This is a genomic window from Celerinatantimonas diazotrophica (assembly GCF_004339545.1).
GTDB classification, from domain to species: domain Bacteria; phylum Pseudomonadota; class Gammaproteobacteria; order Enterobacterales; family Celerinatantimonadaceae; genus Celerinatantimonas; species Celerinatantimonas diazotrophica.
In genome coordinates, this window is record NZ_SMGD01000018.1 from 47608 (window position 1) to 71780 (window position 24173).

General features: G+C 42.5%; 23 protein-coding genes. 15 read left to right on the forward strand and 8 right to left on the reverse strand.

Annotated features, from left to right (window positions below; genetic code table 11):
• Positions 1 to 32: 32 nt before the first annotated feature.
• Entirely contained in the window at positions 33 to 725 is a 693-nt protein-coding gene (locus tag EV690_RS16875; RefSeq protein ID WP_131914199.1) for a pseudouridine synthase, read from the reverse strand.
• Between the two features lie 198 nt (positions 726 to 923).
• Positions 924 to 1139 carry a cold shock domain-containing protein CspD gene (cspD, locus tag EV690_RS16880; RefSeq protein ID WP_131914200.1) on the reverse strand — a complete coding sequence of 72 codons (216 nt, stop codon included), beginning with the start codon at positions 1137 to 1139 and terminating at the stop codon, positions 924 to 926.
• A 208-nt stretch (positions 1140 to 1347) separates the two neighbouring features.
• Here cspD and clpS point away from each other — a divergent pair, with 208 nt between their 5' ends.
• Together clpS and clpA are read left to right on the forward strand one after the other, a co-directional pair.
• Positions 1348 to 1668 carry an ATP-dependent Clp protease adapter ClpS gene (gene clpS, locus EV690_RS16885; RefSeq protein ID WP_131914201.1) on the forward strand — a complete coding sequence of 107 codons (321 nt, stop codon included), beginning with the start codon at positions 1348 to 1350 and terminating at the stop codon, positions 1666 to 1668.
• A 39-nt stretch (positions 1669 to 1707) separates the two neighbouring features.
• Positions 1708 to 3966 (forward strand): ATP-dependent Clp protease ATP-binding subunit ClpA, encoded by a 2259-nt coding sequence (gene clpA, locus EV690_RS16890; RefSeq protein ID WP_131914202.1) that lies wholly within the window; start codon positions 1708 to 1710, stop codon positions 3964 to 3966.
• 78 nt (positions 3967 to 4044) lie between these two features.
• Here the strand turns inward: clpA and infA are convergent, their stop codons facing one another.
• From infA to aat, 3 genes are all read right to left on the reverse strand, one after another.
• The gene (infA, locus tag EV690_RS16895; protein ID WP_016401030.1) at positions 4045 to 4263 is read right to left on the reverse strand and encodes a translation initiation factor IF-1; all 219 of its coding nucleotides are present in this window, start codon (positions 4261 to 4263) and stop codon (positions 4045 to 4047) included.
• A gap of 76 nt (positions 4264 to 4339) precedes the next feature.
• The gene (locus EV690_RS16900) at positions 4340 to 5035 is read right to left on the reverse strand and encodes an arginyltransferase (RefSeq protein WP_165872798.1); all 696 of its coding nucleotides are present in this window, start codon (positions 5033 to 5035) and stop codon (positions 4340 to 4342) included.
• Positions 5032 to 5718 carry a leucyl/phenylalanyl-tRNA--protein transferase gene (gene aat / locus EV690_RS16905; protein WP_131914204.1) on the reverse strand — a complete coding sequence of 229 codons (687 nt, stop codon included), beginning with the start codon at positions 5716 to 5718 and terminating at the stop codon, positions 5032 to 5034. The genes EV690_RS16900 and aat overlap by 4 nt, the downstream gene beginning before the upstream one ends.
• A gap of 55 nt (positions 5719 to 5773) precedes the next feature.
• Here aat and EV690_RS16910 point away from each other — a divergent pair, with 55 nt between their 5' ends.
• A complete protein-coding gene (locus EV690_RS16910; protein WP_131914205.1) occupies positions 5774 to 6244 on the forward strand; it encodes an outer membrane lipoprotein in 471 nt (156 codons plus the stop codon).
• 45 nt (positions 6245 to 6289) lie between these two features.
• On the opposite strand, the gene trxB is transcribed toward EV690_RS16910, so the two are convergent.
• Positions 6290 to 7243, reverse strand: a complete 954-nt coding sequence (trxB, locus tag EV690_RS16915) for a thioredoxin-disulfide reductase (RefSeq protein WP_131914206.1) — start codon at positions 7241 to 7243, stop codon at positions 6290 to 6292.
• Between the two features lie 547 nt (positions 7244 to 7790).
• Between trxB and lrp the strand changes: the two genes are divergently transcribed.
• From lrp to recR, 9 genes are all read left to right on the forward strand, one after another.
• The gene (lrp, locus tag EV690_RS16920) at positions 7791 to 8258 is read left to right on the forward strand and encodes a leucine-responsive transcriptional regulator Lrp (RefSeq protein WP_131914207.1); all 468 of its coding nucleotides are present in this window, start codon (positions 7791 to 7793) and stop codon (positions 8256 to 8258) included.
• A gap of 134 nt (positions 8259 to 8392) precedes the next feature.
• Positions 8393 to 10876, forward strand: coding sequence for a DNA translocase FtsK (locus EV690_RS16925; protein ID WP_165872799.1), 2484 nt, complete (start codon positions 8393 to 8395; stop codon positions 10874 to 10876).
• Between the two features lie 20 nt (positions 10877 to 10896).
• Positions 10897 to 11508 carry an outer membrane lipoprotein chaperone LolA gene (gene lolA / locus EV690_RS16930; RefSeq protein ID WP_131914208.1) on the forward strand — a complete coding sequence of 204 codons (612 nt, stop codon included), beginning with the start codon at positions 10897 to 10899 and terminating at the stop codon, positions 11506 to 11508.
• A 1-nt stretch (position 11509) separates the two neighbouring features.
• The gene (locus EV690_RS16935; RefSeq protein ID WP_131914209.1) at positions 11510 to 12841 is read left to right on the forward strand and encodes a replication-associated recombination protein A; all 1332 of its coding nucleotides are present in this window, start codon (positions 11510 to 11512) and stop codon (positions 12839 to 12841) included.
• 98 nt (positions 12842 to 12939) lie between these two features.
• Positions 12940 to 14232 carry a serine--tRNA ligase gene (serS, locus tag EV690_RS16940; protein WP_131914210.1) on the forward strand — a complete coding sequence of 431 codons (1293 nt, stop codon included), beginning with the start codon at positions 12940 to 12942 and terminating at the stop codon, positions 14230 to 14232.
• Between the two features lie 497 nt (positions 14233 to 14729).
• Complete coding sequence (locus EV690_RS16945) at positions 14730 to 15812, forward strand: AbrB family transcriptional regulator (RefSeq protein WP_131914211.1); 1083 nt, start codon at positions 14730 to 14732, stop codon at positions 15810 to 15812.
• A 64-nt stretch (positions 15813 to 15876) separates the two neighbouring features.
• On the forward strand, positions 15877 to 16155 hold the full coding sequence (locus EV690_RS16950; RefSeq protein ID WP_131914212.1) for a YrhK family protein: 279 nt from the start codon (positions 15877 to 15879) through the stop codon (positions 16153 to 16155).
• 847 nt (positions 16156 to 17002) lie between these two features.
• Positions 17003 to 18106, forward strand: coding sequence for a phosphoribosylaminoimidazolesuccinocarboxamide synthase (locus tag EV690_RS16955; protein WP_131914213.1), 1104 nt, complete (start codon positions 17003 to 17005; stop codon positions 18104 to 18106).
• 11 nt (positions 18107 to 18117) lie between these two features.
• Positions 18118 to 18720: a recombination mediator RecR gene (gene recR, locus EV690_RS16960; protein WP_131914214.1), complete on the forward strand. Its 603-nt coding sequence runs from the start codon at positions 18118 to 18120 to the stop codon at positions 18718 to 18720.
• A 52-nt stretch (positions 18721 to 18772) separates the two neighbouring features.
• On the opposite strand, the gene EV690_RS16965 is transcribed toward recR, so the two are convergent.
• Complete coding sequence (locus EV690_RS16965) at positions 18773 to 19147, reverse strand: TraR/DksA family transcriptional regulator (RefSeq protein WP_131914215.1); 375 nt, start codon at positions 19145 to 19147, stop codon at positions 18773 to 18775.
• A gap of 133 nt (positions 19148 to 19280) precedes the next feature.
• Positions 19281 to 20216, reverse strand: a complete 936-nt coding sequence (locus tag EV690_RS16970; protein WP_131914216.1) for a tRNA-dihydrouridine synthase — start codon at positions 20214 to 20216, stop codon at positions 19281 to 19283.
• Positions 20217 to 20522: 306 nt separating this feature from the next.
• Between EV690_RS16970 and apt the strand changes: the two genes are divergently transcribed.
• From apt to EV690_RS16985, 3 genes are all read left to right on the forward strand, one after another.
• Positions 20523 to 21068, forward strand: coding sequence for an adenine phosphoribosyltransferase (gene apt, locus EV690_RS16975; RefSeq protein ID WP_131914217.1), 546 nt, complete (start codon positions 20523 to 20525; stop codon positions 21066 to 21068).
• Positions 21069 to 21092: 24 nt separating this feature from the next.
• Entirely contained in the window at positions 21093 to 23351 is a 2259-nt protein-coding gene (gene dnaX, locus EV690_RS16980; RefSeq protein ID WP_131914218.1) for a DNA polymerase III subunit gamma/tau, read from the forward strand.
• A gap of 71 nt (positions 23352 to 23422) precedes the next feature.
• A complete protein-coding gene (locus tag EV690_RS16985; protein WP_131914219.1) occupies positions 23423 to 23749 on the forward strand; it encodes a YbaB/EbfC family nucleoid-associated protein in 327 nt (108 codons plus the stop codon).
• Positions 23750 to 24173 lie beyond the last annotated feature (424 nt).

The following is a 24173-nucleotide window of genomic DNA, read 5'->3' on the forward strand; positions in this document are numbered from 1 at the left end:
CGCTATTCTAGCAGATGAGACTGGAGCGATCACTATAAAGGGGGGCGTTTACGGTGTTTTCTTGGTGCTTGGGAAGGTTGTTTTATGAGTTTAGCAATAGCCGCATCATTGCTGATGTCTGTACTTTGTCCAGGGGCAAGTTGGCCTATATTCCAAGGACCGATGGCTGCTCGAATCAAACGTAACGTAGGATGTCCGGTTGCTGCGGTCATTCTTCTGACTTGTCGGTTTTTACCTTCCTTAATCACTAACTCTATCCAGGTTGTCGCAATATTCGCTCGATAACGGATCGGTGGATTGCGCGCCCATATCTGGGGTTCGGAAATGATTCTTGCTTTGGCTGGGCGGGTTTTACCATCCTTTAGCTCAATACCATCACGAAGTTGCTTAAGTGCTTGTTCATCGGGTTCGCCTTCGACTTGCACCCAGTATGTTTTTGCCATTTTTTGTTTAGGATTCGCAAGCTGATGAATCAATTGCCCATTGTTGGTTAAAATTAACAAACCTTCACTGTCCCGATCGAGTCGTCCTGCAGCATAAATATCTGGAATATGAATGTAGTCAGCTAATGTTTTGCGATTATCACTGTCGGAGAATTGGCAAAGTACCATATAAGGTTTATTGAGCATAACCACCCGGGTTACAGACGGTGATACGCTGGAAGTCGTACGACGGCTCTTTGGGGCGTTCTGCATTTTATTGTGCGATAGATTTGTTTTTTTCATGACCTAATGATAGCAAAAAACGTCATAAAATATGTAGTTATGCTACAAAATCAAGTTCCACAATTGCTCGATGATTAGGGGGAGCAGGGCGATATGCGGCATGATTAGTGTTAGAAATATTATTGTGGCAGAGATAAAAATAAAGCGGACCAGCTATAAAATGATCCGCTTTAATTATCAGCGACGTAATACGTCCAATTATTTTGTGCTGTCGTCAAACACAATACTCGTTGCGTGGTTACCTTTCGGCCCTTTTTGCATTTCGAATTGAACGTGCTGACCGGCTTTAAGGGTCCGATACCCGTCCATCTGGATGGTTGAGTAATGAGCGAAAATATCTTCGCCCCCCTGATCAGGGCAAATGAACCCAAATCCTTTGGCATTGTTAAACCATTTTACTGTTCCGGTTGGCATACGACATATCCCTATTTATTTGTGTTTTTACCAATGAACCACCATCATATCTAGGACAACTTAAAATATAGATACGATTTACTATGGCAATTTTACAATCTAGTAAAAATGTTCCATCAGTCAAGAAGCAATTTTCAATTCTGCTGGTGTTGTCATTTTAAAGTCGTTAATGTGGTAGATATATTTCATTGAGGCTATAGTTTGAAATATGGGTAATCAGCCGAACTGGACTGATTTTGAGGAATTAATCCAGACAGATAGTAAAACCAAACTTCAGCCACCATCTTTGTATAAAGTGGTGCTAAATAATGATGACTATACACCTATGGAGTTTGTGGTTGAGGTTTTGCAGAAATTTTTTAATATGGACTTAGAAAAAGCAACACAAGTGATGTTAACGGTTCATTATCGGGGTAAAGGCGTATGTGGAGTTTTCACAGCGGAAGTTGCCGAAGCAAAGGTTGTCCAAGTTAATCAATATGCGAAAGAATTTGAACATCCCTTGTTATGTACGATGGAGAAAGCCTAATCAAATCAATGATGTAGGGCCGTTTTGCAGGAGTCAGCTATGTTAAATAAAGAACTCGAAGTCACCCTGAATAAGGCGTTTAAAGAAGCCCGTCTGAGAAATCATGAATTCATGACGGTCGAGCATCTGTTGTGCGCTTTGCTAGATAATGATTCTGCTAAAGAAGCCTTAGAAGCATGTGGCGCTAATGTTAACCAACTCAGAGAAGACTTAAATAGTTTTATTGAGCAAACGACACCCGTTATTCCATCAAATGACAGTGATCGTGAAACTCAGCCCACGTTGGGATTCCAAAGGGTATTGCAACGAGCTGTATTCCATGTTCAGTCATCAGGGAATCATGAGGTTACTGGGGCGAATGTTTTAGTGGCAATTTTTAGTGAACAGGAAAGCCAAGCTGTTTACTTTTTGAAAAAATCAGACATCAATCGACTTGATGTGGTGAATTATATCTCTCATGGTGTCAAAAAGATCGATGGTGATGATGAAGGATTAAGTGGTGCGGCTGAAGAAGTTGAGAGCGTTTCTGAAGAGCAAAAACAATTGGAAAGTTTTGCCACTAACCTAAATCAACAGGTGCTTAATGGTAAAATTGATCCACTGATTGGACGTGATAGTGAGTTGTCTCGGACCATTCAGGTTTTATGTCGGCGCCGCAAAAATAATCCATTGTTGGTGGGCGAGGCTGGGGTTGGCAAAACTGCTATTGCCGAAGGTTTGGCTTACCGGATCGTTCACGATGAGGTCCCTGACGTGATTAAAGATGCCACTATCTACTCTTTAGATATGGGATCGTTGTTGGCAGGAACAAAATATCGTGGTGATTTTGAAAAACGTTTTAAAGCGTTGCTCAAGCAGTTATCCGTTGCCGATAACGCTATTTTGTTTATCGATGAGATTCATACCATCATTGGTGCTGGGGCTGCTTCTGGGGGCCAGTTAGATGCTGCTAACCTGATAAAACCATTACTCAGTAATGGGGTGTTGCGTTGTATGGGATCAACAACCTATCAGGAATACAACCAGATTTTTGAAAAAGATCGGGCACTCGCTCGTCGTTTCCAAAAAATCGATATTGTAGAACCGAGTGTTGATGATACAACGAAAATTTTGATGGGACTGAAAAGCCGCTATGAAGCGCATCATGAAGTGCGTTACACCACTAAAGCGCTTCGTACGGCAGCAGAACTTGCGGCAAAATATATCAACGAACGTCATTTGCCTGATAAAGCAATTGATGTGATTGATGAAGCGGGCGCAAATATGCGGATGTTACCTGTGAGCCGCCGTAAGAAAACGATTGGAGTTTCTGATATCGAGGCGATTGTGGCCAAAATTGCGCGAATTCCAGAACAGAAAGTTTCATCAACGGATCGCGAAATTCTCAAAACACTGGGTGAAACTCTGAAAATGATGGTGTTTGGTCAAGATCGTGCGATTGATGTTTTGGTCGATGCGATTCGCCTCAACCGCTCAGGGTTAGGTGTTGAAGGTAAGCCTGTCGGGTCATTCTTGTTCGCTGGGCCAACGGGTGTGGGTAAAACAGAAGTGACTCAGCAGCTTGCTAAAGCGATGGGCGTTGAGTTGGTGCGGTTTGATATGTCTGAATATATGGAGCGTCATACCGTCTCTCGGTTGATTGGCGCACCTCCTGGATATGTTGGTTATGACCAAGGGGGATTATTAACTGATGCGGTGATGAAGCATCCTCATTGTGTTGTGTTATTGGATGAAATCGAAAAAGCGCATGAAGATGTCTTTAACTTGTTACTGCAGGTGATGGATCACGGTACTTTGACGGATAATAATGGTCGTCATGCCGATTTTCGTAATGTGATATTGGTGATGACTAGTAACGCAGGTGTTAAAGAAACACAGCGTAGTTCGATTGGCTTTAAACAGCAAGATCATAGCTATGACGCAATGGATGAGATCAATAAAATCTTTTCCCCAGAATTTAGAAACCGTTTGGATAGTATTATCTGGTTCAATGCTCTGGATGAATCAATTATTGATCGCGTTGTCGATAAGTTTGTCGTTGAGTTGCAGGCACAGCTAGATGCCAATGGTGTGTCTATGGAAGTGGATAAAGAGGCACGAGCGTGGTTAGCTGTTAAAGGTTACGATCCGATGATGGGTGCGCGCCCGATGGCTCGAGTCATTCGCGAACAGCTGCGTAAGCCGTTAGCTAATGAGATTTTGTTCGGTGAACTTAACAAAGGTGGACATGTCAATGTCTCTGTTGATAATGACAAATTAACTTTTGCATATAATCAGGTTACAGCCGAACAAATCTGATAGCTTGCTTGTTATCTGATAGCTTTAAATAAAAAAACCAGCGATTGAGCTGGTTTTTTTACACAGCGAAACAGTGACTTAGCGGGCACGGAATACAATACGTCCTTTAGACAGATCATAGGGTGTCAGCTGAACAGTCACTTTATCGCCCGTTAAAATACGAATGTAATTTTTACGCATTTTTCCAGAGATGTGAGCAGTGACCACATGACCATTTTCCAGTTCAACGCGAAACATTGTGTTAGGTAATGTGTCCAGAACTGTGCCTTGCATTTCAATGTTGTCTTCTTTCGCCATGATTCCTCAGTGAGTATACTCCAAAATTAAACGCCGCAAGAATGCCAGAATAAAGCCTCTGTGTAAAGTTTATTCGTTATATTGAGGCCTGCCACTGACCATATATAAAGCGTTGATGAGGATAATAATGCTGCTTGTAATTCATCTTCTGGCAACTATCTATTTGGTAGCCCAAATAAAGCCATTGTTTTTGATGTTCTTTGGCTTGTTGAATTTGGTTGAGAATGAGCCAGTGGCCCGGAGACCGTTTGGCAATTTCAGGCGCAAAAAAACTATAGACAGCGCTTAGACCAAAGCTTAACCAATCGGTGACAGCAACGGCGACCAGTTTACCGTCTAAATAGACTTCTAGAAAACGAGTTGTTTGCCAGAAACTTTGGAGAAAATTGCGATAATCGCTAAAGCTGTGTTGGAGCATGCCACCATCGTTATGACGGCAGCTTAGATAACGTTTATATAAAGCAAATTGTTCGATGCTGGATTCCTCTGCCCACTTAAACGATAAATCTTGGTTGCGTTTAAGTACCCGTTTTTGTGAACGAGTAGGGGTAAAGTTTTGAACATCAACTTTAAGCGATTGGCATTGCTGACACCTAATACAATGGGGACGATAAACATCGTTGCCGCTGCGTCGAAAGCCTTGTTCAATGAATTCTTGATAGGAATACTCTGCATCATTGGTCATAAATACCACTAGTTCCCGAGCTTGATGAGCACTAAGGTAAGGGCAATCATGCTCGGGAGTCATCCCGATTTTTAGTGGTGATTTCATAAATAGCGTGGCTCCCAACATCCGGGTTGTAGCGGTTGGTTTCTATACTGTCGCACATATTTAAGAAAATTGGCACGAGAACAACTGATTACGCCCAAGCTTTGTAAATGTTCAGTGGGCATTTGTGCATCGATATATTGGCCACCATATCGGCCAAAAAGATCTGCTAAATATATAAATGCCATTTTGGAGGCATTGGTTTCTCGATGGAACATCGATTCACCACAATATATTTGCCCGATATTTACGCCATAGAGGCCGCCGACAAGCCGTTCATCATCCCAGATCTCAATTGAGTGGGCGAAACCTTGCTGGTGGAGATCAATATAGGCGCTTTTCATCTCATCAGTAATCCATGTTCCCTCTTGTGTACGATCGGCGCATCCATCCATGACTTGAGCAAAAGCGAGGTTGACACTCACCTTAAAAGGCGTTTTTTTTAGCCATTTTTTCATGCTTTTACTAACATGAGCTTCCTTAGGGGCTAAAATTGCGCGCGTACTAGGCGACCACCATAAGATCGGCTGGTGGTCATCAAACCAAGGAAAAATGGCGTTTTGATATGCATAAATGAGTCTTTGGGGGGCTAAATCACCACCTATGGCTAGCAGTCCATCAGGTTCATCAAGTGCTTGCTCTATATCTGGAAACCAAAGATCATCGGCTAATACATGCAATTGCATTGTACTTCCCTTAAACTCCTATTAATAATGGGTCATCTTAAGGTATAGGCTAGTTATGAATATACGTTTTTGTTTTTTAGTGTTCCCTTTACTGATAACTCCCTCTGTGTGGGCTAATTATCACCGTAACGTTGCCCGACCCGTTGAGCAAGTGGTTTTTGGTAAGGTTACATCGGTTCGTTATTTTAATCCTACCCAAGCCAGACATGTCCGGCATAATCCATGGAAGACTTTATTAGGAAGTGTAGTCGGTGGTGTACTGGGAAATCAATTTGGGAAAGGTTGGGGGAGGGTGGTAGCCACAGGAGTTGGTGCTGCGGCTGGTGGTGCTATTGCCCAACAAGCCCAAGAGCCAGAAACCCGCTTGATCCACTATCACTTGGTCGAGCTCTTAATTCGTAACAATGACAATCATAAGTTAATTGATGTGGTGCAGGATTATGATCCGAATATGCAATTTCACAAAGGGCAATCGGTAAGAATTCTTTATTTTAAAGATGGGGTAAGGGTTGATACTGAGTATTAATTGAGATCGAAAAGACCAATCAGCTTAGCTGATTGGTCAAAAGCGTTATTTCAGGTTGTCGAGGTAGCGTTCTACATCGAGTGCGGCCATACATCCAGCTCCTGCTGAGGTAATAGCTTGACGGTAGATGTGGTCGGCGACATCACCAGCAGCAAATACTCCAGGCACACTAGTGGCCGTGGCATTACCTTCGGTTCCTGAGGCAATTTTGATGTAGCCGTTGTTCATCTCTAATTGACCTTCAAAAATACTAGTATTAGGTTGATGGCCAATCGCAATGAATGCTCCCATCACATCTAACTGAGAAAGTTCACCCGTTAGCGTGTCTTTGATTCTTAAACCTGTAACCCCCATGTCATCGCCTAATACTTCATCAAGCGTTTTATTGAGGTGCAGCGTCATATTCCCGTTTTCTACTTTATCCATCATTCGGTCTAGCAGGATTTTTTCGCAGCGGAATTCTTCTCGACGGTGAATAACATGCACTTCTGAAGCAATATTAGACAAATACAGTGCCTCTTCGACCGCAGTATTGCCACCACCAACAACAACTACTTTTTGATTGCGGTAGAAAAAACCATCACAAGTTGCACAAGCGGAGATCCCTTTGCCTTTGAATGCTTCCTCTGAAGGCAGCCCTAAATATTTGGCTGAAGCCCCAGTTGCGATAATGAGTGCATCACAACTGTATTGACCACTATCACCAAAAAGCATCAATGGGCGAGAACTCAAATCGACGCGGTTAATGTGGTCGAGGATAATATTTGTTTCAAACTTTTCAGCATGTTCTTTCATGCGCTCCATCAGTCCTGGACCGGTCAGTCCTTCTGGATCACCAGGCCAGTTTTCAACCTCTGTTGTTGTAGTTAATTGGCCACCTTGCTGGATTCCGGTAATCAAAGTCGGGTTTAGATTCGCCCGAGCTGCATAAACGGCTGCGCTATAGCCTGCTGGGCCAGAGCCTAAAATGATAACCTGACTATGTTGGATGTCACTCATAGAATAAACTCTCATTATTATCGATTGTTTTCCCATATGATAGATGAATGTAATCCTACAGCGAAACCTTTGCTATAACATTTTTATATCAAATGGGTGAATTGTGAATAAAGGAAGCAATTTATCCAATGTGTAGTGCGGTCTATTGTTTCGTCGCGTGAAAAATCTTCAATTTATATGTAATCTTCCGATAATTGATTAATTTGCAGATAGAAATGTCGTTTATGCTTGCGAAAATACAGTTTTTATGCAAGATTGAGGGAGTTAGTAAAACTTAGTTTTACTGGCTACTAACCAATGGTCTCAATCAACCTCTCGATATAGTTAAAGCTTTTATATTGGCTTGAGCAGTAACATAGAGGGCTTTGAGCTTACTTCGTGTGTGAACCTATTTTGTTAGGTATATTATTTGCGGACTAACTCTTCCACAGTTTAGCTAATATGTGCTGCATATATGAACAAGGATCGTGAGTTGAGCTATTTAAACCGGAGGTTGAATAACAAAAAACGTGCAAAACAACATATTATTTGAAGTCAAGGTCAGCGCATGAAGGAACTAGATCGGATAGATCGCAACATACTCAATGAGTTGCAACAGGATGGCAGAATCTCTAATGTGGAGTTGTCTAAACGAGTAGGATTGAGTCCAACACCATGTCTTGAAAGGGTTCGCCGTCTCGAACGACAGGGATACATCTGTGGTTATACTGCTATTTTAAACCCGCAATATTTGGACGCATCACTATTAGTTTTTGTTGAAATTACCCTAAACCGGGGAGCAGCTGATGTTTTTGAACAATTTAACAGCGCTGTTCAGCAGTTAGAAGAAATTCAGGAATGTCATTTAGTTTCAGGTGATTTCGACTATTTGTTAAAAACACGTGTGGCAGACATGTCTGCTTATCGTCGGTTGCTTGGTGAGACTTTGCTGAGATTACCCGGAGTGAATGACACACGCACGTATGTTGTCATGGAAGAGGTAAAACAGAGTAATCGGCTTGTAATCAAGCATTAGATGAACAAAGGTAGTTTAATTATTGTTCGGGAGAGCGGCAGAGCCGCTCTTTTATTTATATTCGGCTCCCATAACATTATTATTGTTTTTATAATAAGAAGTATCTTATATTTTTCATTGAAGGAGAGTCCTTTTTGGCAGTTTTGTTCTCTTCCAAATTAAATGGTTGGCAACGCATACAAGAAGCTGGGGTCATCATTTTCATCGCCTTGGCGATTGTTTGTGCGATTGCTTTGTTTAGTTTTAATCCATCTGATCCTAGTTGGTCGCAGAGTTCTTGGCAGGGCCATGTTGACAATGCTGCTGGCTCTATCGGAGCGATGGTCTCTGATGGTTTGTTTTTCCTATTTGGTTGGATTGCATACCTTGTTCCGTTGATGTTGGCTGGCTTAGGTTATCTATTATTTTGGCGACCGGCTCCTATCAGAGAACTTTCTTTTTTTAATGCTGGTTTGCGATTGATCGGTTGCGTCTTAGCGGTCATTAGTGCCACGGCGTTGGCTTCGGTTAATTTTAATAACTTTTATTATTTTTCATCAGGTGGTTTGATCGGAGATTTAAGTTCTTCGGTGATGGATAAAGTTTTGGGGAACTTGGGGAGCACTATTATTTGGTTAGCATTGCTAGCCATTGGGGTGACTTTGCTCACAGGGGTTTCATGGGTCACAATTGTAGAGTCCATTGGTGAATCATTGCAGAGACTCGTCGGATTAGTGAAAGACAAATTTGGCAATCGTGGTGATGAACTTGTTTTTGAAAATACTTCATCACAAATCGATGAATCCGACGATCAAGAGTTTGTCATAGAGCATAAGAAATCAATTGTCTCACCATTGAAGCGTTTGTTAAAACAGCGCAATAGTGAAGATGAAGTTGTTCAAGAAGAGGGCTCTCTAACTGATGAAGCAGATTGGTTAGAAGAGGACCTATCTGATCGTCAAGAACCTCACTTTGATATTCCGGTCATCACCAACGATTTTGCTCAAGATGAAGCTCCGGTTCGGCCTGAAGCTGCACCCCAAAATAAACCGACTGTGACTGCGGCACCTAAAGCGCAGATGGTTGCTCCAGCGAATGCCAAAACACTCGCTGATTTTGAACCTGCCCCTAAGCCAAAAGATATGGCGCCGCTGCCGGATATGAGTTTACTTGACCGTCCGGATAAGAAAACTAATCCCGTGACTCAAGAAGAACTCGATCAAGTCGCTCGCCTGGTTGAAGTGAAATTGCTTGATTTTAATGTCGAAGCTAAAGTTGTCGCTGTCCACCCAGGACCTGTGATTACACGTTTTGAGCTTGATTTAGCACCGGGCGTTAAAGTCAATAAAATTACCAACTTGTCGAAAGATTTAGCTCGCGCGTTGTCGGCTATTAGTGTCCGAGTTGTTGAGGTGATTCCGGGTAAATCTGTGATTGGGTTGGAACTGCCGAATGAGCATCGTGAAATTGTATATTTGAGTGAGGTCCTCAATTGCTCAGCATTTCATAAAAATAAATCACCACTGACAATGGTGCTAGGGAGCAATATCTCTGGTGATCCTGTAGTTGTTGATTTGTCGCGGATGCCTCATTTATTGGTGGCTGGGACAACCGGGTCAGGTAAATCTGTTGGGGTCAACGTGATGATCATCAGTATGTTGTATAAATCAACGCCTGAAGATGTCAGGATGATCATGATTGACCCAAAAATGTTGGAATTATCAGTATACGATGGTATCCCTCATTTGTTGTGTGAAGTTGTAACTGATATGAAAGAGGCCGCTAATGCCTTGCGTTGGTGTGTCGGTGAAATGGAACGGCGTTATAAATTAATGTCAGCGGTTGGCGTGCGTAACTTAAAGGGCTACAACGCCAAAGTTAAGGAAGCGAATGCTCGTGGTGAGCCCATTGCTGATCCACTATGGAAACCGGGCGACAGTATGGATGAGCAAGCGCCACCCCTTGAGAAACTGCCTTCGATTGTTGTAGTCGTTGATGAGTTTGCTGACATGATGATGATTGTTGGTAAAAAAGTAGAAGAGTTGATTGCGCGAATTGCGCAGAAAGCTCGCGCAGCAGGGATCCATTTGATTTTAGCAACGCAACGACCTTCGGTAGATGTGATTACCGGACTGATTAAGGCCAATATTCCAACTCGTATTGCTTTTCAGGTTTCCAGTAAAGTGGATTCGCGTACGATTCTCGACCAGCAAGGGGCCGAAACCCTTCTAGGGCAGGGTGATATGCTTTATCTGCCACCTGGAACTAGTGTTCCGACTCGTGTTCATGGTGCTTTTGTTGATGATGATGAAGTGCACCGAGTTGTTTCCGACTGGAAATTACGCGGCCAACCTGATTATATCGACGAAATTTTAAATGGGGATATGGGGCCGGAAGCATTGCTACCTGGCGAGCAACCCGAAGGTGATGAAGAGATCGATGAACTTTATGATCAGGCGGTTGCATTTGTCACTGAAACTCGTCGTGGCTCGGTTTCTGGGGTTCAGCGGAAATTTAAAATTGGTTATAACCGTGCCGCTCGGATTGTAGAGCAGATGCAGGCACAAGGCGTTGTGAGTGCTCCAGGGCATAATGGCAATCGTGAAGTGATTGCTCCGCCACCCGTGAGAACCGAGTGATAGAAAGCAAGCGAGGTATTATGCGACAGTTACGAATTTTAGGGGCAATAGTTTATTTGTTGTTAAGCCCGTTAGTGATGGCGAATCCTGCGTCCGATTTACGTCATAAACTGGAAAAAATCAGTCACTTTGGCGCTGATTTCTCGCAAACAGTTATTAGCCCCGAAGGCAAAGTGATTCATCGGGGCAAAGGGCATTTTGTAATTGCTAAACCAGGGAAACTGCATTGGCAGGAAACTCATCCTGGCCATGACGAGATTATCTCGGATGGGAAAACCATCTGGTATTATTCTCCAATGGTTGAGCAGGTCACCATTTACAATACGTCTCAGGCAATTGTGCATACGCCGTTTATATTGTTAACAGATCAGCGTGAGAAGACTTGGAAACAGTATCAGGTTAAACAGCATGATGGTGTCTATACAGTGAGTAGCAAAGACCCATCACAGCTGGTTACATTCTCTCTGAGCTTTGGTAAAACGGGTAATATTCGTGAATTTACGGTTGTTGATGGACAGGGGCAACACAGCGAATTCAAATTAACTCATTTTAATCTACACCCTGACATTCAGCCGGGGATTTTTAGTTTTAAAGTTCCAAAAGGAACACAAATCGACGATCAGCGCCAGTGATATGGATAATTTAGGATTCGACTTTGCGCCGGATTTTCGACCCCTCGCGGCTCGAATGCGCCCACAAACCTTAGAAACATATGCAGGTCAAGCACAAATTCTAGACCCTGAGAAACCGTTATATAAAGCGATTCAAAATGGTCAGTTACACTCGATGATCCTCTGGGGCCCTCCTGGTACTGGTAAGACGACTCTTGCTGAGATTATTGCTCGATATGCTGATGCTCATGTTGAAAAAATTTCAGCGGTGACCGGTGGGATGAAAGAGATCCGCCAAGCGATTGAAAATGCAAAAATAACTCAGCAGAGTGGTCGACGAACTATTTTATTTGTGGATGAAGTTCATCGCTTTAATAAGAGTCAACAAGATGCATTTCTGCCGCATATCGAAGATGGAACGGTCGTTTTTATCGGAGCTACGACGGAAAATCCTTCGTTTGAAGTGAATAATGCGTTGCTCTCCAGAGCGCGCGTGTATGTGCTTGAGCCGCTAACCGATGGTGATATCGAAGAGGTCCTTACTCGAGCACTAAGTGACGATCTCCAGCTTAAACAACGCCATCTCAGCTTTGCTGATGGCGTTATCGGACAATTAGCACAGTTTGCTCAGGGAGATGCTCGACAGGCGCTTAATTTTCTTGAGATGGCGACAGATTTAGTTAGTGATGGACAACCGATTGGTTCTGACTTATTAGCTCAGGTTTGTGGAGAACATTTTGCCAAAGTCGATAAGCAGGGGGATCAATATTATGATTTGCTTTCGGCTTTACATAAGTCGATTCGAGGGTCTAATCCGGATGGGGCGCTCTTTTGGTTTTGTAGAATATTGGAGTCAGGTTGCGATCCACTCATTGTTGCTCGGCGGTTACTAGCGATTGCCTCTGAAGATATTGGAAATGCCGATATTCGAGCCATGCAGGTTGCGATTAATGCCTGGGATTGTTTTACTCGGGTTGGCCCTGCTGAAGGAGAACGCGCTATTGCTCAAGCTGTCGTGTTTTTGGCTTGTGCGCCCAAAAGTAATGCTGTTTATGAAGCATTTAAGGCTGCTCGCCAGGCTGCTAAAGAATATGGTCATTTAGGTGTGCCAGCTCATCTGCGCAATGCCCCAACTGAATTAATGAAACAGATGGGCTATGGTGCCGAATACCGTTATGCGCATCTAGAACCGGGGGCATATGCGGCAGGGGAAAAATATTTGCCTGAAGAAATTGCCGATTTACGCTTTTATCATCCCCACGATCGAGGACTAGAAAAACAGATCCAGAGCAAACTGGATTATCTTAATGAATTAGATGCGAAAAGTCCGCGACAAAGATACCCTAAGAAGTGATAGAATAACGACGTAGCGAATGAAGCTACGTCGTTAAGTTTATAGAACCAATTGATTAAGCCTTGAATAAGGCGAATGGAACAAAGATAAGGTATATCATGCTAGATGCTAAATATCTCAGGAGTGATATTGAAATCGCAGCGCAGAAATTAGCGCGTCGTGGTTTCAAATTAGACGTCGCATTAGTGACTCAACTAGAAGAACAACGTAAGTCGCTGCAGGTACAAACTGAAAACTTGCAAAGCGAACGCAACTCCCGTTCCAAATCGATTGGACAAGCGAAAGCTCGTGGTGAGGATATTCAACCATTATTAGATGAAGTCGGTTCATTAGGTGAAGAGCTCAACGAAGCGAAAAAATGCTTGAGTGATATTCAACAACAGTTACAGGATATCGCATACAGTATTCCGAACTTGCCAAATGACACGGTTCCTGAAGGTAAAGACGACAGTGAAAATGTGGAGCTACATCGCTGGGGAACACCGCGGGAGTTTAATTTCCCAATTAAGGATCACGTTGATATTGGTGAGTTGCTTAATGGTTTAGATTTTCAGGCTGCAACTAAAATTAGTGGGTCACGTTTTATCGTGATGAAAGATAAGATTGCACGGTTGCATCGTGCACTTGCCCAGTTCATGCTTGATACCCAAACAACTGAGCATGGTTATCACGAGATGTATGTGCCATATTTGGTCAATGCAGATTCGCTCTATGGAACGAGTCAGTTACCGAAATTTGGTGAAGATTTATTTAACACCAAACCAGCAACTGAAGAAGGCATCGGCATGAGTCTGATTCCAACTGCCGAAGTTCCTTTGACGAATATGGTGCGTGATACCATTGTCGATGAAGCTGATTTACCGATTAAAATGACAGCTCATACCCCATGTTTTCGTAGTGAGGCAGGGTCATATGGCCGTGATACACGCGGTTTAATTCGGCAACACCAGTTTGATAAAATTGAGATGGTTCAGGTCGTTCATCCAGATCATTCATATGAAGTGCTAGAACAGATGCGTGAACATGCCGAACATATTCTGCAGAAACTTAATTTACCGTATCGTGTCGTTACATTGTGCTCCGGAGATTTAGGGTTTTCTGCTGCCAAAACATACGATCTAGAAGTTTGGGTACCTGCGCAGAATACTTACCGAGAAATATCATCTGTAAGTAACTGTGAAGATTTTCAAGCTCGTCGAATGCAAGCTCGATTCCGCCCGGCGGGAAGCAAAAAACCTGAGTTGGTTCATACCTTAAATGGTTCTGGGCTCGCTGTTGGAAGAGCACTGGTTGCAGTGTTGGAGAACTACCAACAGGCAGATGGCTCTGTAGTGATTCCAGAAGTACTCCGACCCTATATGAATGGCCTTGAAGTGATTGCTATCGATTGATGAAATCCCTTTATGGGGAAGGCGAGCAGTTAATAACTGCTTGAAATGATTTGATCGAACGTTAAAAGGATTTAAAATCCGATGTTAGTTAGCTGATATCGGATTTTTTTGTGTGTGGAATCAACTCAGTATTCCCGTCTGGCGATTACCTTGTTTTCGCTGCCCCGTAGCTGGACATTCGAGAAATTTCCCTAACTATTTCGAAAAAAACAGGTTTAAATTGCCGCCTTGAAAGACTGGGTTAGTAGCACAACCGAAATTTTGGATATATTCGTTGAAAAATAAAACGTTAGTCAGCTTAACTGAGGGGGATTATTCTGAAAGGGATTTTTATAATGACAAATCTAGATATCGAATTATGATTCTATGTTAATTGGCAAAGACCCAAATTATTTTGTTGTATTGTTCAATTATTTTCTTTTTCATCCCTCTTTTTTGATAAACTCTATCAGCCTTTAATTAATTTCACTTGTTTTTTAATATCAAGAGATTCATCCATGCCAAGTCTTACCAAAAGCGTCTCCTTGTTTTCTCGTATACCTTATCCCATTTGTTGGATTATCTTGGCGGTTCTTTCGGTTAGCTTTGCTTGGGCGATGCAACTCGTTGGCTTGAGTGCTGAGTGGATGGTTGGACCAATGGTTGCCGCCATTGTGATTGCCCTCATGGGGATTAAATTAAAGATGAACCGCCCCTTGTACCAATTTTGCCAAGCTGTTGTAGGGTGTGTGATTGCGCAAAGTTTAACCCCTCAGATTATCAGAGAGGTTTTGAAAGATTGGCCTATCGTGGTATTAGTCGTCGCTTCGGTTATGTTCTTAAGTTGGGGGTTAGGATGGCTCATAGGTAAATTCAAAGTGATGCCTGCACAAGTTGCTATCTGGGGGGCATCACCAGGAGCCGCAAGCGCCATGGTTATTCTAGCAAAAGCTTATGGGACAGATGCTCGTTTAGTTGCTTTTATGCAGTACATTCGGGTGCTATTAGTCGTCATTATGTCATCGCTGGTTGCGGCTTTAGTGGTTCCTGACGGCTCTTTAAGTCATTCATTATTTGAAAATTGGTTACAACTCCCACAGATGAGTAGCTTTGGGTTCACTATGGCATTGATTTTTGGCAGCATCATTTTGGCTAAATATACAAAAATCCCTGCTGGTGCCATGCTGATTCCAATGTTCTTAGGTACCTTTTTACATGTCAATGGTTGGTTGACTATTACTCTTCCACAACCTTTATTGGCTATCAGTTATCTAGTTGTCGGATGGGTGATTGGACTTGGATTTGACCGCCAGACATTTCATGCATCATTTTATGCGTTGCCTAAAATACTATTAATGAATGTGTTACTTATGCTGTTATGTGCTGGATTGGCTGTATTAGCTAGCTATTGGTTTCACGTTGATTTGTTATCTGCTTATCTAGCAACCAGTCCGGGAGGGGCTAATACGGTCGCTATCATTGCATTGTCTAATCCTGTAAATGTACCTTTTATTATGGCGTTACAAACAAGTCGTTTATTTGCAGTTATGGCGTTTGGTCCCTGGATTGCGAAATGGTTAGGTAAAAAAATTGAAGGGTAATTTACAAACCCCCACTAAATTTGATATGCATAGGGCTCTTTTGATTTTCAAGGAGGCCTGCTTTATGCAGCCAAAGAATAGTACCAATGACCTAATCGTGAAATTTGGCCACGATGAGTTGATTATACACCGTCGTTATGAGGTGCTAAGTATCATTAACGATATATTGTTAGCCCTTTGGTTTATCATCGGTAGTATCTGCTTTTTTTATACTGGCACCGTCTTAGATATTGGAACTTCGTTGTTTCTCGCTGGTAGTTGCCAATTATTGATCCGTCCGGTGATTCGTTTGGCCAGAAGTATCCATTTGCAGCATTTACCAGATTCGTCACAAAGTTATTAGTAGATCTGGTTATGGGAAGTCACATAGGGAGAAAGCATGATAATATTTCATGCGTTTCTCTAATTTCGTAGAAACCCGATAATTTTCATACAAAAGTACTATTGTGAATTTAGCTTGGATCGTCATAATAGATAAAAAATAATATTCCGATGATTTACATCAGCATTTCAGTGTAGCTTAGTAAGTGTGCATTAGTGTTTTTTATTAAAAAACAGGTCTTTTGAAAGATTTTATACTAGTTTGACCGTGGTCCTCATAAAACAAGGGGTGGCTTCGCAAATTCATTCAAAAGAATTAATGTAACTATTACACCGGGCTTAAAACGGATCGATAAAAGAATGAAGACTTTCCAGTTTGACCTGATCTTATCAGGTCTTCGACAAGCAACTCACAACGAATTGAAGACACTTGAGAATGAGTTAGAAAAATGCGGTTGTCAGCAACCCAATCCCCGACAAGACAAGTATGGCGTGCGTATTTCTGTCTCGGTTAATGCTGAAACGTTCACTCGGGCCATGTATGAGAGTACTCAATACGTTCACCATCTCGAAAATTTTAAATTATCTGTAAGATCCATCGAATTCAACTAAGTGTTTCGCCTAAATCCTCGATTTCGGATTTAAACTTTTTACTATCAATCAGAACCTTATTTTCCTTAAAGTTTAAGTCGAATAAGGCTCTTCTCTCAGTTTCTGGTCGTTGCCGAACAATTGTGCTTGAAACGTCAAACTCATTGACTATCGCATTTGTAGTAGGTCGATATCGCTAGCATCAATAGCAAGGTTTGATACAATCATTACCCATATTTACTCATCTCTTTTTATATTTACGATAGGATCATACCCCCATGAATGTTGCTGATCAGGTAATGGCTGTTAATAATGACTTGCCAATCCGTACGGCATTGCCGGTGCATAGTGGAAAAGTGCGCTCTGTTTATTGGTTAACTGAGGCAGATAGCCGCCGTTTAATTGAACAGAAAAACTACCCGATTGCAGCTGATACACCATTAGCTGTGATGGTTATTAGTGACCGAATTTCTGCTTTTGACTGTATCTGGCATGGTGAAGGGGGGATGCAGGGTGTTCCAGGTAAAGGTGCATCTTTGAATGCTATTTCGAACTATTGGTTTGAACAGTTCAAATGCCAAGGGTTGGCACAAAGCCATATTGTTGATATTCCTCATCCGTTAGTTTGGATTGTTCAAAAAGCACGCCCTGTTATGGTCGAAGCGATTGCCCGCCAATATATTACAGGTTCAATGTGGCGCGCATATCAACAAGGGGAGAGAGAATTTTGTGGGATTACGTTGCCGGAAGGGCTCAAGCAAAATCAAAAACTTCCTGAGTTGCTCGTTACTCCGTCGACTAAAGGTATTTTGGAAGGGATCCCTGGTGTTCAGGCCGCTGATGATGTGAATGTATCACGTGCTGATTTGATCAATAATTATCAAGCGTTTGGTTTCTGTCAGAGCGAAGATGTTGATTGGTATGAAAAGTTACTCAAAGAAGGATTTGAAACCATTAGTCAAGCTTTGGCCAAACACGATCAGATTTTTGTGGATACAAAATTTGAATTTGGTTATGTCAAAGATATGCAAGGTAATGAAAAACTTATCTATATGGATGAAGTTGGTACTCCTGATTCGTCGCGCATATGGGATGGCCCTGCTTATCGTAACGGGGAAATTATTGAAAATTCAAAAGAGGGATTTCGGCAAATGTTGCTGAATCACTTCCCTGATCCAGATATTTTACTCAATAAAAATCGTATGAGTGAACGATTTGCACTAGCGCGAGATAATGCTTTGCCAGTATCTGCCATGATGGCATTATCGGATACATATCGGGCCATTGCTCAGACGATTACCGGTCAAGCTGTCGAGCTGTCAGATAACCCTCGTCAGGAAATTATCGATTGCTTAAATGATCACTATCAATTGATCGTTTAATCTGGAAAATTATGAAATATACGCCAAGTCTTGATGAATTAATTCAGGCATTACAAGTTTTACCTGGTGTTGGTCCGCGCAGTGCCCAGCGAATGGCATTTACTTTATTAGAGAGTAAACGGCCGCAAGCACATGTATTGGCTGATGCGCTTGCTAATGCGGTTGCCAATGTCGGACATTGCAGCTCTTGTCGCAATTTTTCTGAACAAGGGCAGCAGTGTCCTATTTGTCAATCGCCAAAACGTCACCAGAGTGGATTATTGTGTGTCGTCGAAAGCCCTGCTGATGTTTCAGCAATTGAGCAGACCGCCCAATACAGTGGACTTTATTTTGTTTTGATGGGGCACTTATCACCACTTGACGGAATTGGGCCAAAAGAAATTGGTCTTGATTTACTAGAACAACGCATGCAACAAGAACAGATTCAGGAACTCATTTTAGCAACCAATCCAACAGTGGAAGGTGAAGCTACTGCTTATTACATTGCCGATTTGGCAAAAGCACAAAACATTAAAGTTTCCCGGATAGCACATGGTGTTCCGATTGGCGGAGAGCTGGATCATGTTGATGGCACAACACTTTCTCACTCATTTATAGGTCGTCAGTCTTTTTAAATCGATATCCACTTAAAAGCCTACTAATGTAGGCTAATAAGTGGATATTTTTTTACAAAGCAAAAAGGTCCTGTCGTTTTTGAGCTTGGCGTTTTGCATCACATTTTCCACAGCGTTGAACACATGGATCTTGATCAAGCCGTTTTAATCCGATCGCCTCTTCGCAATCACTGCAAATGCCATATAAACCGATATCATATTGGCATAATGCCGCATCAATACGACGCAATTCAATCAGTAAAGATTCAATCCGCGGATCGGTAAGCGTGCATGCATAATCAACAAACTCTGCAGGCGACAAATGTTGCAATTTGTCGGCTTCCTGTTGCCATTTTTGTTCCTTTGAATTTAACAATGTTGTCACAAGCGCCTGCTTAGTTGTTGCCAACATATCGTCTAGACGCTGCTTATATTGAGAATAATCCAAGATTGTTCCCCACTATTTCGCCACTAAATTACTGGGAGTATAGGAAGACAATTTGTTAACGTTTATGATATGAATCAACAACAGTGTGGTATTTTATCTAATTTATCGACTATTTGATCTGATCACCCTGTTTTTAATTTTGTGCTCTTTTGAGTTCATTCAAAATTGCATCACGATCGCTAAGAATTCTAATTTTTCTAAATAAATCATGAGCTTGAGGGTAACTTAATTTTAAATAATTGAACCACTGTTTTGTTCTCGAAGGGTAATAGATGGTATTTTTCTCATCAACAGGCTGTTGGGCAAACAGAATGAGCAAGTTTAAGACATCATTCCAACTCATTTTGGTGGCTTTCTTGGTAAGGACCGCTCCAAGGTTGGGTGTGGCAACTGCTCCGCGACCAACCATAAACTGTTCAGCCCCAGACTGTTTTTGACATTGTATCAGCGACTCGCTATCCCATATTTCACCATTGGCAATGACAGGCAAAGCCACATGCTGGCGAATTTTAGCGATCCATTCCCAATAAGCCGGTGCTCGATAACCATCTTTTTTGGTGCGAGCATGAACCGCTAGTTCACTGGCGTTGGCTTGGGCTACGGCATCTGCTATCTCAAGCGTTTGGTTAGTATCTTCATAACCGAGCCGTATTTTGGCTGACACAGGGTATTGCTTGGGAACGGCTTCACGTACTGCCTTTATGATCTGGTAAATTAGCTCTGGCTCTTTAAGTAAAATAGCACCGCCACGGCTTTTATTAACTGTTTTTGCGGGGCAACCGAAATTAAGGTCGATTCCTGGCGAACCCAGTTCGATGGCCGTCATGGCATTAATGGATAGCCAATCTGGACTTTGCCCCAATAATTGAACGCGCACAGGAGTGCCACTGGTTGTTGTTCCTCCGGTTGCTAATTCAGGGCAGAGTCGATAAAACACCTTGGGAGGTAGCTTCTGCTCGGTCACTCGAACAAATTCGGTGATACATAGGTCATATCCGCCCAAGCCTGTTAATAACTGGCGCATTTGGGCATCAATCACACCTTCCATTGGGGCAAGAATTAAACGCATAGTGACTCTAGATAAATTAACCGCAGGCGTTTTATCGGAAAAACCCAAGGTTGTCTAGTAAATAGTTTCTTTAGATTGCTGTATATCTTCTCAAAATGGTTATCGTTTGAGCAAATATCTCATCAATCGCATATCAAACTTTGCAACACGGCGACAAATTGAGATAATCCTATCTTAATATTGTGGTCTGTTCATTATGGCTGGTTCGTTAAGAATGCATTGGCACTTTCTTGCTGGTTATGTGATGCAGTCCCGGAAGGCCCACACAATGGTGATGGGCTTTTTATTTGAATAATTGGATTTAATATGAACCCAGAAACTCGTGCATTGATCGAACAAAGCATTGTTTCGATACCTGATTATCCGCAACCAGGCATTATTTTTCGCGATATCACTAGCTTGATGGAAAATGTTAAGGCTTATCAGGCGACTATTGATGAACTTGCTAGCATCTATAAAGATCAAAAATTTACTAAAGTTGTTGGTACTGAAGCTCGCGGTTTTTTATTTGGTGCGCCGTTAGCCTTAGCTTTGGGTGTTGGTTTTGTACCCGTTCGCAAACCGGGGAAATTACCGCGTGAAACTATCAGCCAAAGTTATGAACTTGAATATGGTACCGATACAATTGAAATCCATAAAGATGCTGTAGGCAAAGATGATAAAGTTTTATTAGTTGATGATTTAATTGCAACCGGAGGGACCGCTGAGGCAGCTGTTATTTTACTTCGCAAGCTGGGTGCAACTGTCAATGATGCTGCTTTTGTGATTAATTTAGTAGATCTCCCCGGGCAGAAAAAGTTAGAAGATCTAGGTGTGAAAGTGGTTGATTTAGTCCAGTATCAGGGTGAGTAGTCAACACAAATTAGGAGCATTTTAATGAGTTATTTGGCTCTGGCGCGCAAATGGCGTCCACAGACTTTTGCCGATGTGGTCGGTCAACAGCATGTTTTGACTGCCTTGACTCATTCGCTCGATAAACAAACGTTGCATCATGCTTATTTGTTTAGTGGTACACGTGGTGTTGGTAAAACGACTCTGGCGCGGTTATTTGCAAAAAGTTTAAACTGTGAAGAGGGCGTTTCTTCACATCCCTGCGGGGTTTGTAGTAATTGCCGTGCTGTTGAAGCCGGACAATTTGTCGATCTGATTGAAATTGATGCAGCGTCTCGAACTAAAGTTGAAGATACGCGAGAGCTGTTAGATAACGTACAATATCGGCCTGCTCGGGGTCGTTATAAAATTTATTTAATTGATGAAGTTCATATGCTCTCTCGGCATTCTTTTAATGCATTATTAAAGACATTGGAAGAGCCGCCTGAACACGTTAAATTTCTGCTAGCAACGACCGATCCACAGAAATTGCCTGTCACGGTCTTATCCCGTTGTTTACAATTTCAGTTAACTGCTTTTAGTGAAACCCAGATTGAGCAGCGTTTAGCACATATTCTTAAAGCTGAGGGGGTTGATTTTGACTCGCGAGCTTTAAGTCAGTTATCGATCGCTGCCAATGGTAGTATGCGTGATGCGTTGAGTTTAACCGATCAAGCGATTGCGCTTGGTGATGGCAAAGTTAGTTACGATAACGTTGTTGGCATGTTGGGGATGCTGGATCCGAACCATGTTCGTGATCTACTTGAATTGATCATAGCGGCTAGTATAGATGGTTGTTTTGCGAAACTTGCTGAGCTTAAATTACTAGCTCCTGATTATGATCAGTTGCATCAACAGATGGAGGCTTGGTTACATCGAATTGCACTTGAGCAATTTATCCACCGAGACCATGATAAGGTTGTAGAAAAATTAGCCAACACTGTTGATGCTGAGTTCATTCAACTATTGTATCAAATTGCGTTATCTGGACGTCGTGATTTAGCGTATGCACCATCATCACATAGTGGTTTTGAGATGACCGTGCTGCGGATGCTGGCTTTTAGACCCTCTGCAACTATTGATCTCGATTCATTGCCTGACCCTAGTGATGAAAGAGTTCAGAGTCATCCTAGTGTTACCTCTGAGCCAAAATCTGCTCAGTCTATGTCTGACATTATTCCATCAGCTAAGCGGGATCTTAACTCGGACAATAATGAAGAAGGTGAGCTTGCGTGTACATTAATGCAGGAACAGCAGCAGATTGAAGCACAAGCACAGGCTCAACGTTCGGTTCAAATTGGGGTTGACAACCTTTCGGTGGATCTTAAAGCTAAAGAGCCAGAGCCAGAGCCAGAGCCAGAGCCAGAGCCAGAGCCAGAGCCAGAGCCAGAGCCAGAGCCAGAGCCAGAGCCAGAGCCAGAAACTGGAGATGATGCCTTTTCAGTTGATGCGTTACTTAAAACTCGGAGTTTGTTGCGTTCACAGGTAAGACAGCAAAATCAATCGAGTTCGGGGGCTAAATTCGCCCAACCTAATGTTATGGCTCCGGTTGAAAAGGTTGAATCACAATTTATTCCGCAAGATGAGTCGGATGATGATACGCATTTGGCTGATGAGGTGTTTGATCGTTCTCATGATGATTATGCCATTTGGCAGCAACAACTCGAATCAACAGCCCAGCAAAGTGACTTGCCGCCTGTAGCAATGCCTGATGATCGGAATTTACCTGAGCATATACCACCAAATGACGTAGACCCGGTAGAATATGAGGTGCTTTTAGAGGAGCATCAAGAAGAATATCCAATTTATCAAAGTGAATCACAGTTATCTGCACAAGCGGCCAGAGAGGCCAAAACTTCTCAAGGTCCTACGCATGTTAGCACCGAAGTAGCTTTACCAAAGCATCATTGGGCTGATGTGTTAGAGCAAATTGAGATTGGACCACGAGCACGGCAAATTGGGCTGAATGCAGTCTATGAGTTGACCCAAGACCAGTTGTTGCTTACCGTAAAACCTCAGTTTAAACATCTGTTGCAAGAGGCAACCTGGCAAGAGCTAGTTAATGCTCTGATGCCCTATAGCGAAGGACGTCAGATTAAGTATCAAGTGGGCGATGTGGATGGTCAAACTCCTTTAGAACATCATCATCAGTGTGAGCAAATTCAGCATGATGCTGCAAAAGTTCGCTTGTCGGAAGATCCGAATGTTCAGTTCATCGAGCAGCGCTTTGGTGGCGTTTTAGATGAGCAGAGCATTAAATATTAAGTAAACTTGATTTTTGTAGGTCAAATCATGTTTAATTGCCTGCAAAGAGCTATCCAAAAGAGAGACGAAATATGTTTAAAGGTGGAATGGGTAACCTGATGAAGCAAGCTCAGCAGATGCAAGAGCGGATGAAGAAGGTGCAGGAAGAAATTGCCAATATGGAAGTCCAAGGCGAATCGGGTGCGGGTCTGGTTAAGATTGTGATGACCGGGAACCATAATGTTCGTCGCGTTGAAATAGACGATAGTCTGCTTGAAGATGATAAAGAGATGCTCGAAGATCTTATCGCTGCTGCAATTAATGATGCTAGCCGCCGAGTGGAAGAAACATCACAAGAAAAAATGTCGGATGTTACCGGTGGCATGCAGTTACCACCGGGCATGAAAATGCCTTTCTAAATGCCAAGCGAACCCGTTAGCCGAACACCGCGTGAAAAATCACATGCTGGTGAGTTGATCTGCTAAAGGTTTCAAGATCCAATATCTACCTTGGATATTGGATCTTTTTATTTTCCTATATAAACCATTTCATAGCCTAATATTTAAACCCAAATGGCTGGATAGTGGATGTTCTGATCTCATTATGGCCTGTTGTTTCCAGCCCAGCAGTAAAATTTGCAAAGCCTAGGGACTGTTGATCTTTGGTGGTTGAATTTTGTTCAAATTAAACGCATTTTGAACGCGGCGCCCCCTGCGTCGCTTAATGAGTTAAGCAAGCAGGGTGCAACAAAGTTCAGGATGCGTTTAAATGAACCCCAAGGGCAGTATCTGAGAGGAATTTATCCAGCGTTAAACGTTCTTTGTGGAGAATAACGACACGGCA

Bases quoted from the DNA above. Each gene is read 5' to 3' on its own strand.
- serS (WP_131914210.1), top strand. From the start codon at position 12,940: ATGCTAGATGCTAAATATCTCAGGAGTGATATTGAAATCGCAGCGCAG.
- EV690_RS16985 (WP_131914219.1), top strand. From the start codon at position 23,423: ATGTTTAAAGGTGGAATGGGTAACCTGATGAAGCAAGCTCAGCAGATG.
- aat (WP_131914204.1), bottom strand. From the start codon at position 5,718: ATGCAATTGCATGTATTAGCCGATGATCTTTGGTTTCCAGATATAGAG.
- EV690_RS16950 (WP_131914212.1), top strand. From the start codon at position 15,877: ATGCAGCCAAAGAATAGTACCAATGACCTAATCGTGAAATTTGGCCAC.
- lolA (WP_131914208.1), top strand. From the start codon at position 10,897: ATGCGACAGTTACGAATTTTAGGGGCAATAGTTTATTTGTTGTTAAGC.
- EV690_RS16955 (WP_131914213.1), top strand. From the start codon at position 17,003: ATGAATGTTGCTGATCAGGTAATGGCTGTTAATAATGACTTGCCAATC.
- EV690_RS16910 (WP_131914205.1), top strand. From the start codon at position 5,774: ATGAATATACGTTTTTGTTTTTTAGTGTTCCCTTTACTGATAACTCCC.
- EV690_RS16935 (WP_131914209.1), top strand. From the start codon at position 11,510: ATGGATAATTTAGGATTCGACTTTGCGCCGGATTTTCGACCCCTCGCG.
- EV690_RS16970 (WP_131914216.1), bottom strand. From the start codon at position 20,216: ATGCGTTTAATTCTTGCCCCAATGGAAGGTGTGATTGATGCCCAAATG.
- trxB (WP_131914206.1), bottom strand. From the start codon at position 7,243: ATGAGTGACATCCAACATAGTCAGGTTATCATTTTAGGCTCTGGCCCA.
- EV690_RS16945 (WP_131914211.1), top strand. From the start codon at position 14,730: ATGCCAAGTCTTACCAAAAGCGTCTCCTTGTTTTCTCGTATACCTTAT.
- clpS (WP_131914201.1), top strand. From the start codon at position 1,348: ATGGGTAATCAGCCGAACTGGACTGATTTTGAGGAATTAATCCAGACA.
- cspD (WP_131914200.1), bottom strand. From the start codon at position 1,139: ATGCCAACCGGAACAGTAAAATGGTTTAACAATGCCAAAGGATTTGGG.
- lrp (WP_131914207.1), top strand. From the start codon at position 7,791: ATGAAGGAACTAGATCGGATAGATCGCAACATACTCAATGAGTTGCAA.
- apt (WP_131914217.1), top strand. From the start codon at position 20,523: ATGAACCCAGAAACTCGTGCATTGATCGAACAAAGCATTGTTTCGATA.
- infA (WP_016401030.1), bottom strand. From the start codon at position 4,263: ATGGCGAAAGAAGACAACATTGAAATGCAAGGCACAGTTCTGGACACA.
- recR (WP_131914214.1), top strand. From the start codon at position 18,118: ATGAAATATACGCCAAGTCTTGATGAATTAATTCAGGCATTACAAGTT.
- dnaX (WP_131914218.1), top strand. From the start codon at position 21,093: ATGAGTTATTTGGCTCTGGCGCGCAAATGGCGTCCACAGACTTTTGCC.
- clpA (WP_131914202.1), top strand. From the start codon at position 1,708: ATGTTAAATAAAGAACTCGAAGTCACCCTGAATAAGGCGTTTAAAGAA.
- EV690_RS16875 (WP_131914199.1), bottom strand. From the start codon at position 725: ATGAAAAAAACAAATCTATCGCACAATAAAATGCAGAACGCCCCAAAG.
- EV690_RS16900 (WP_165872798.1), bottom strand. From the start codon at position 5,035: ATGAAATCACCACTAAAAATCGGGATGACTCCCGAGCATGATTGCCCT.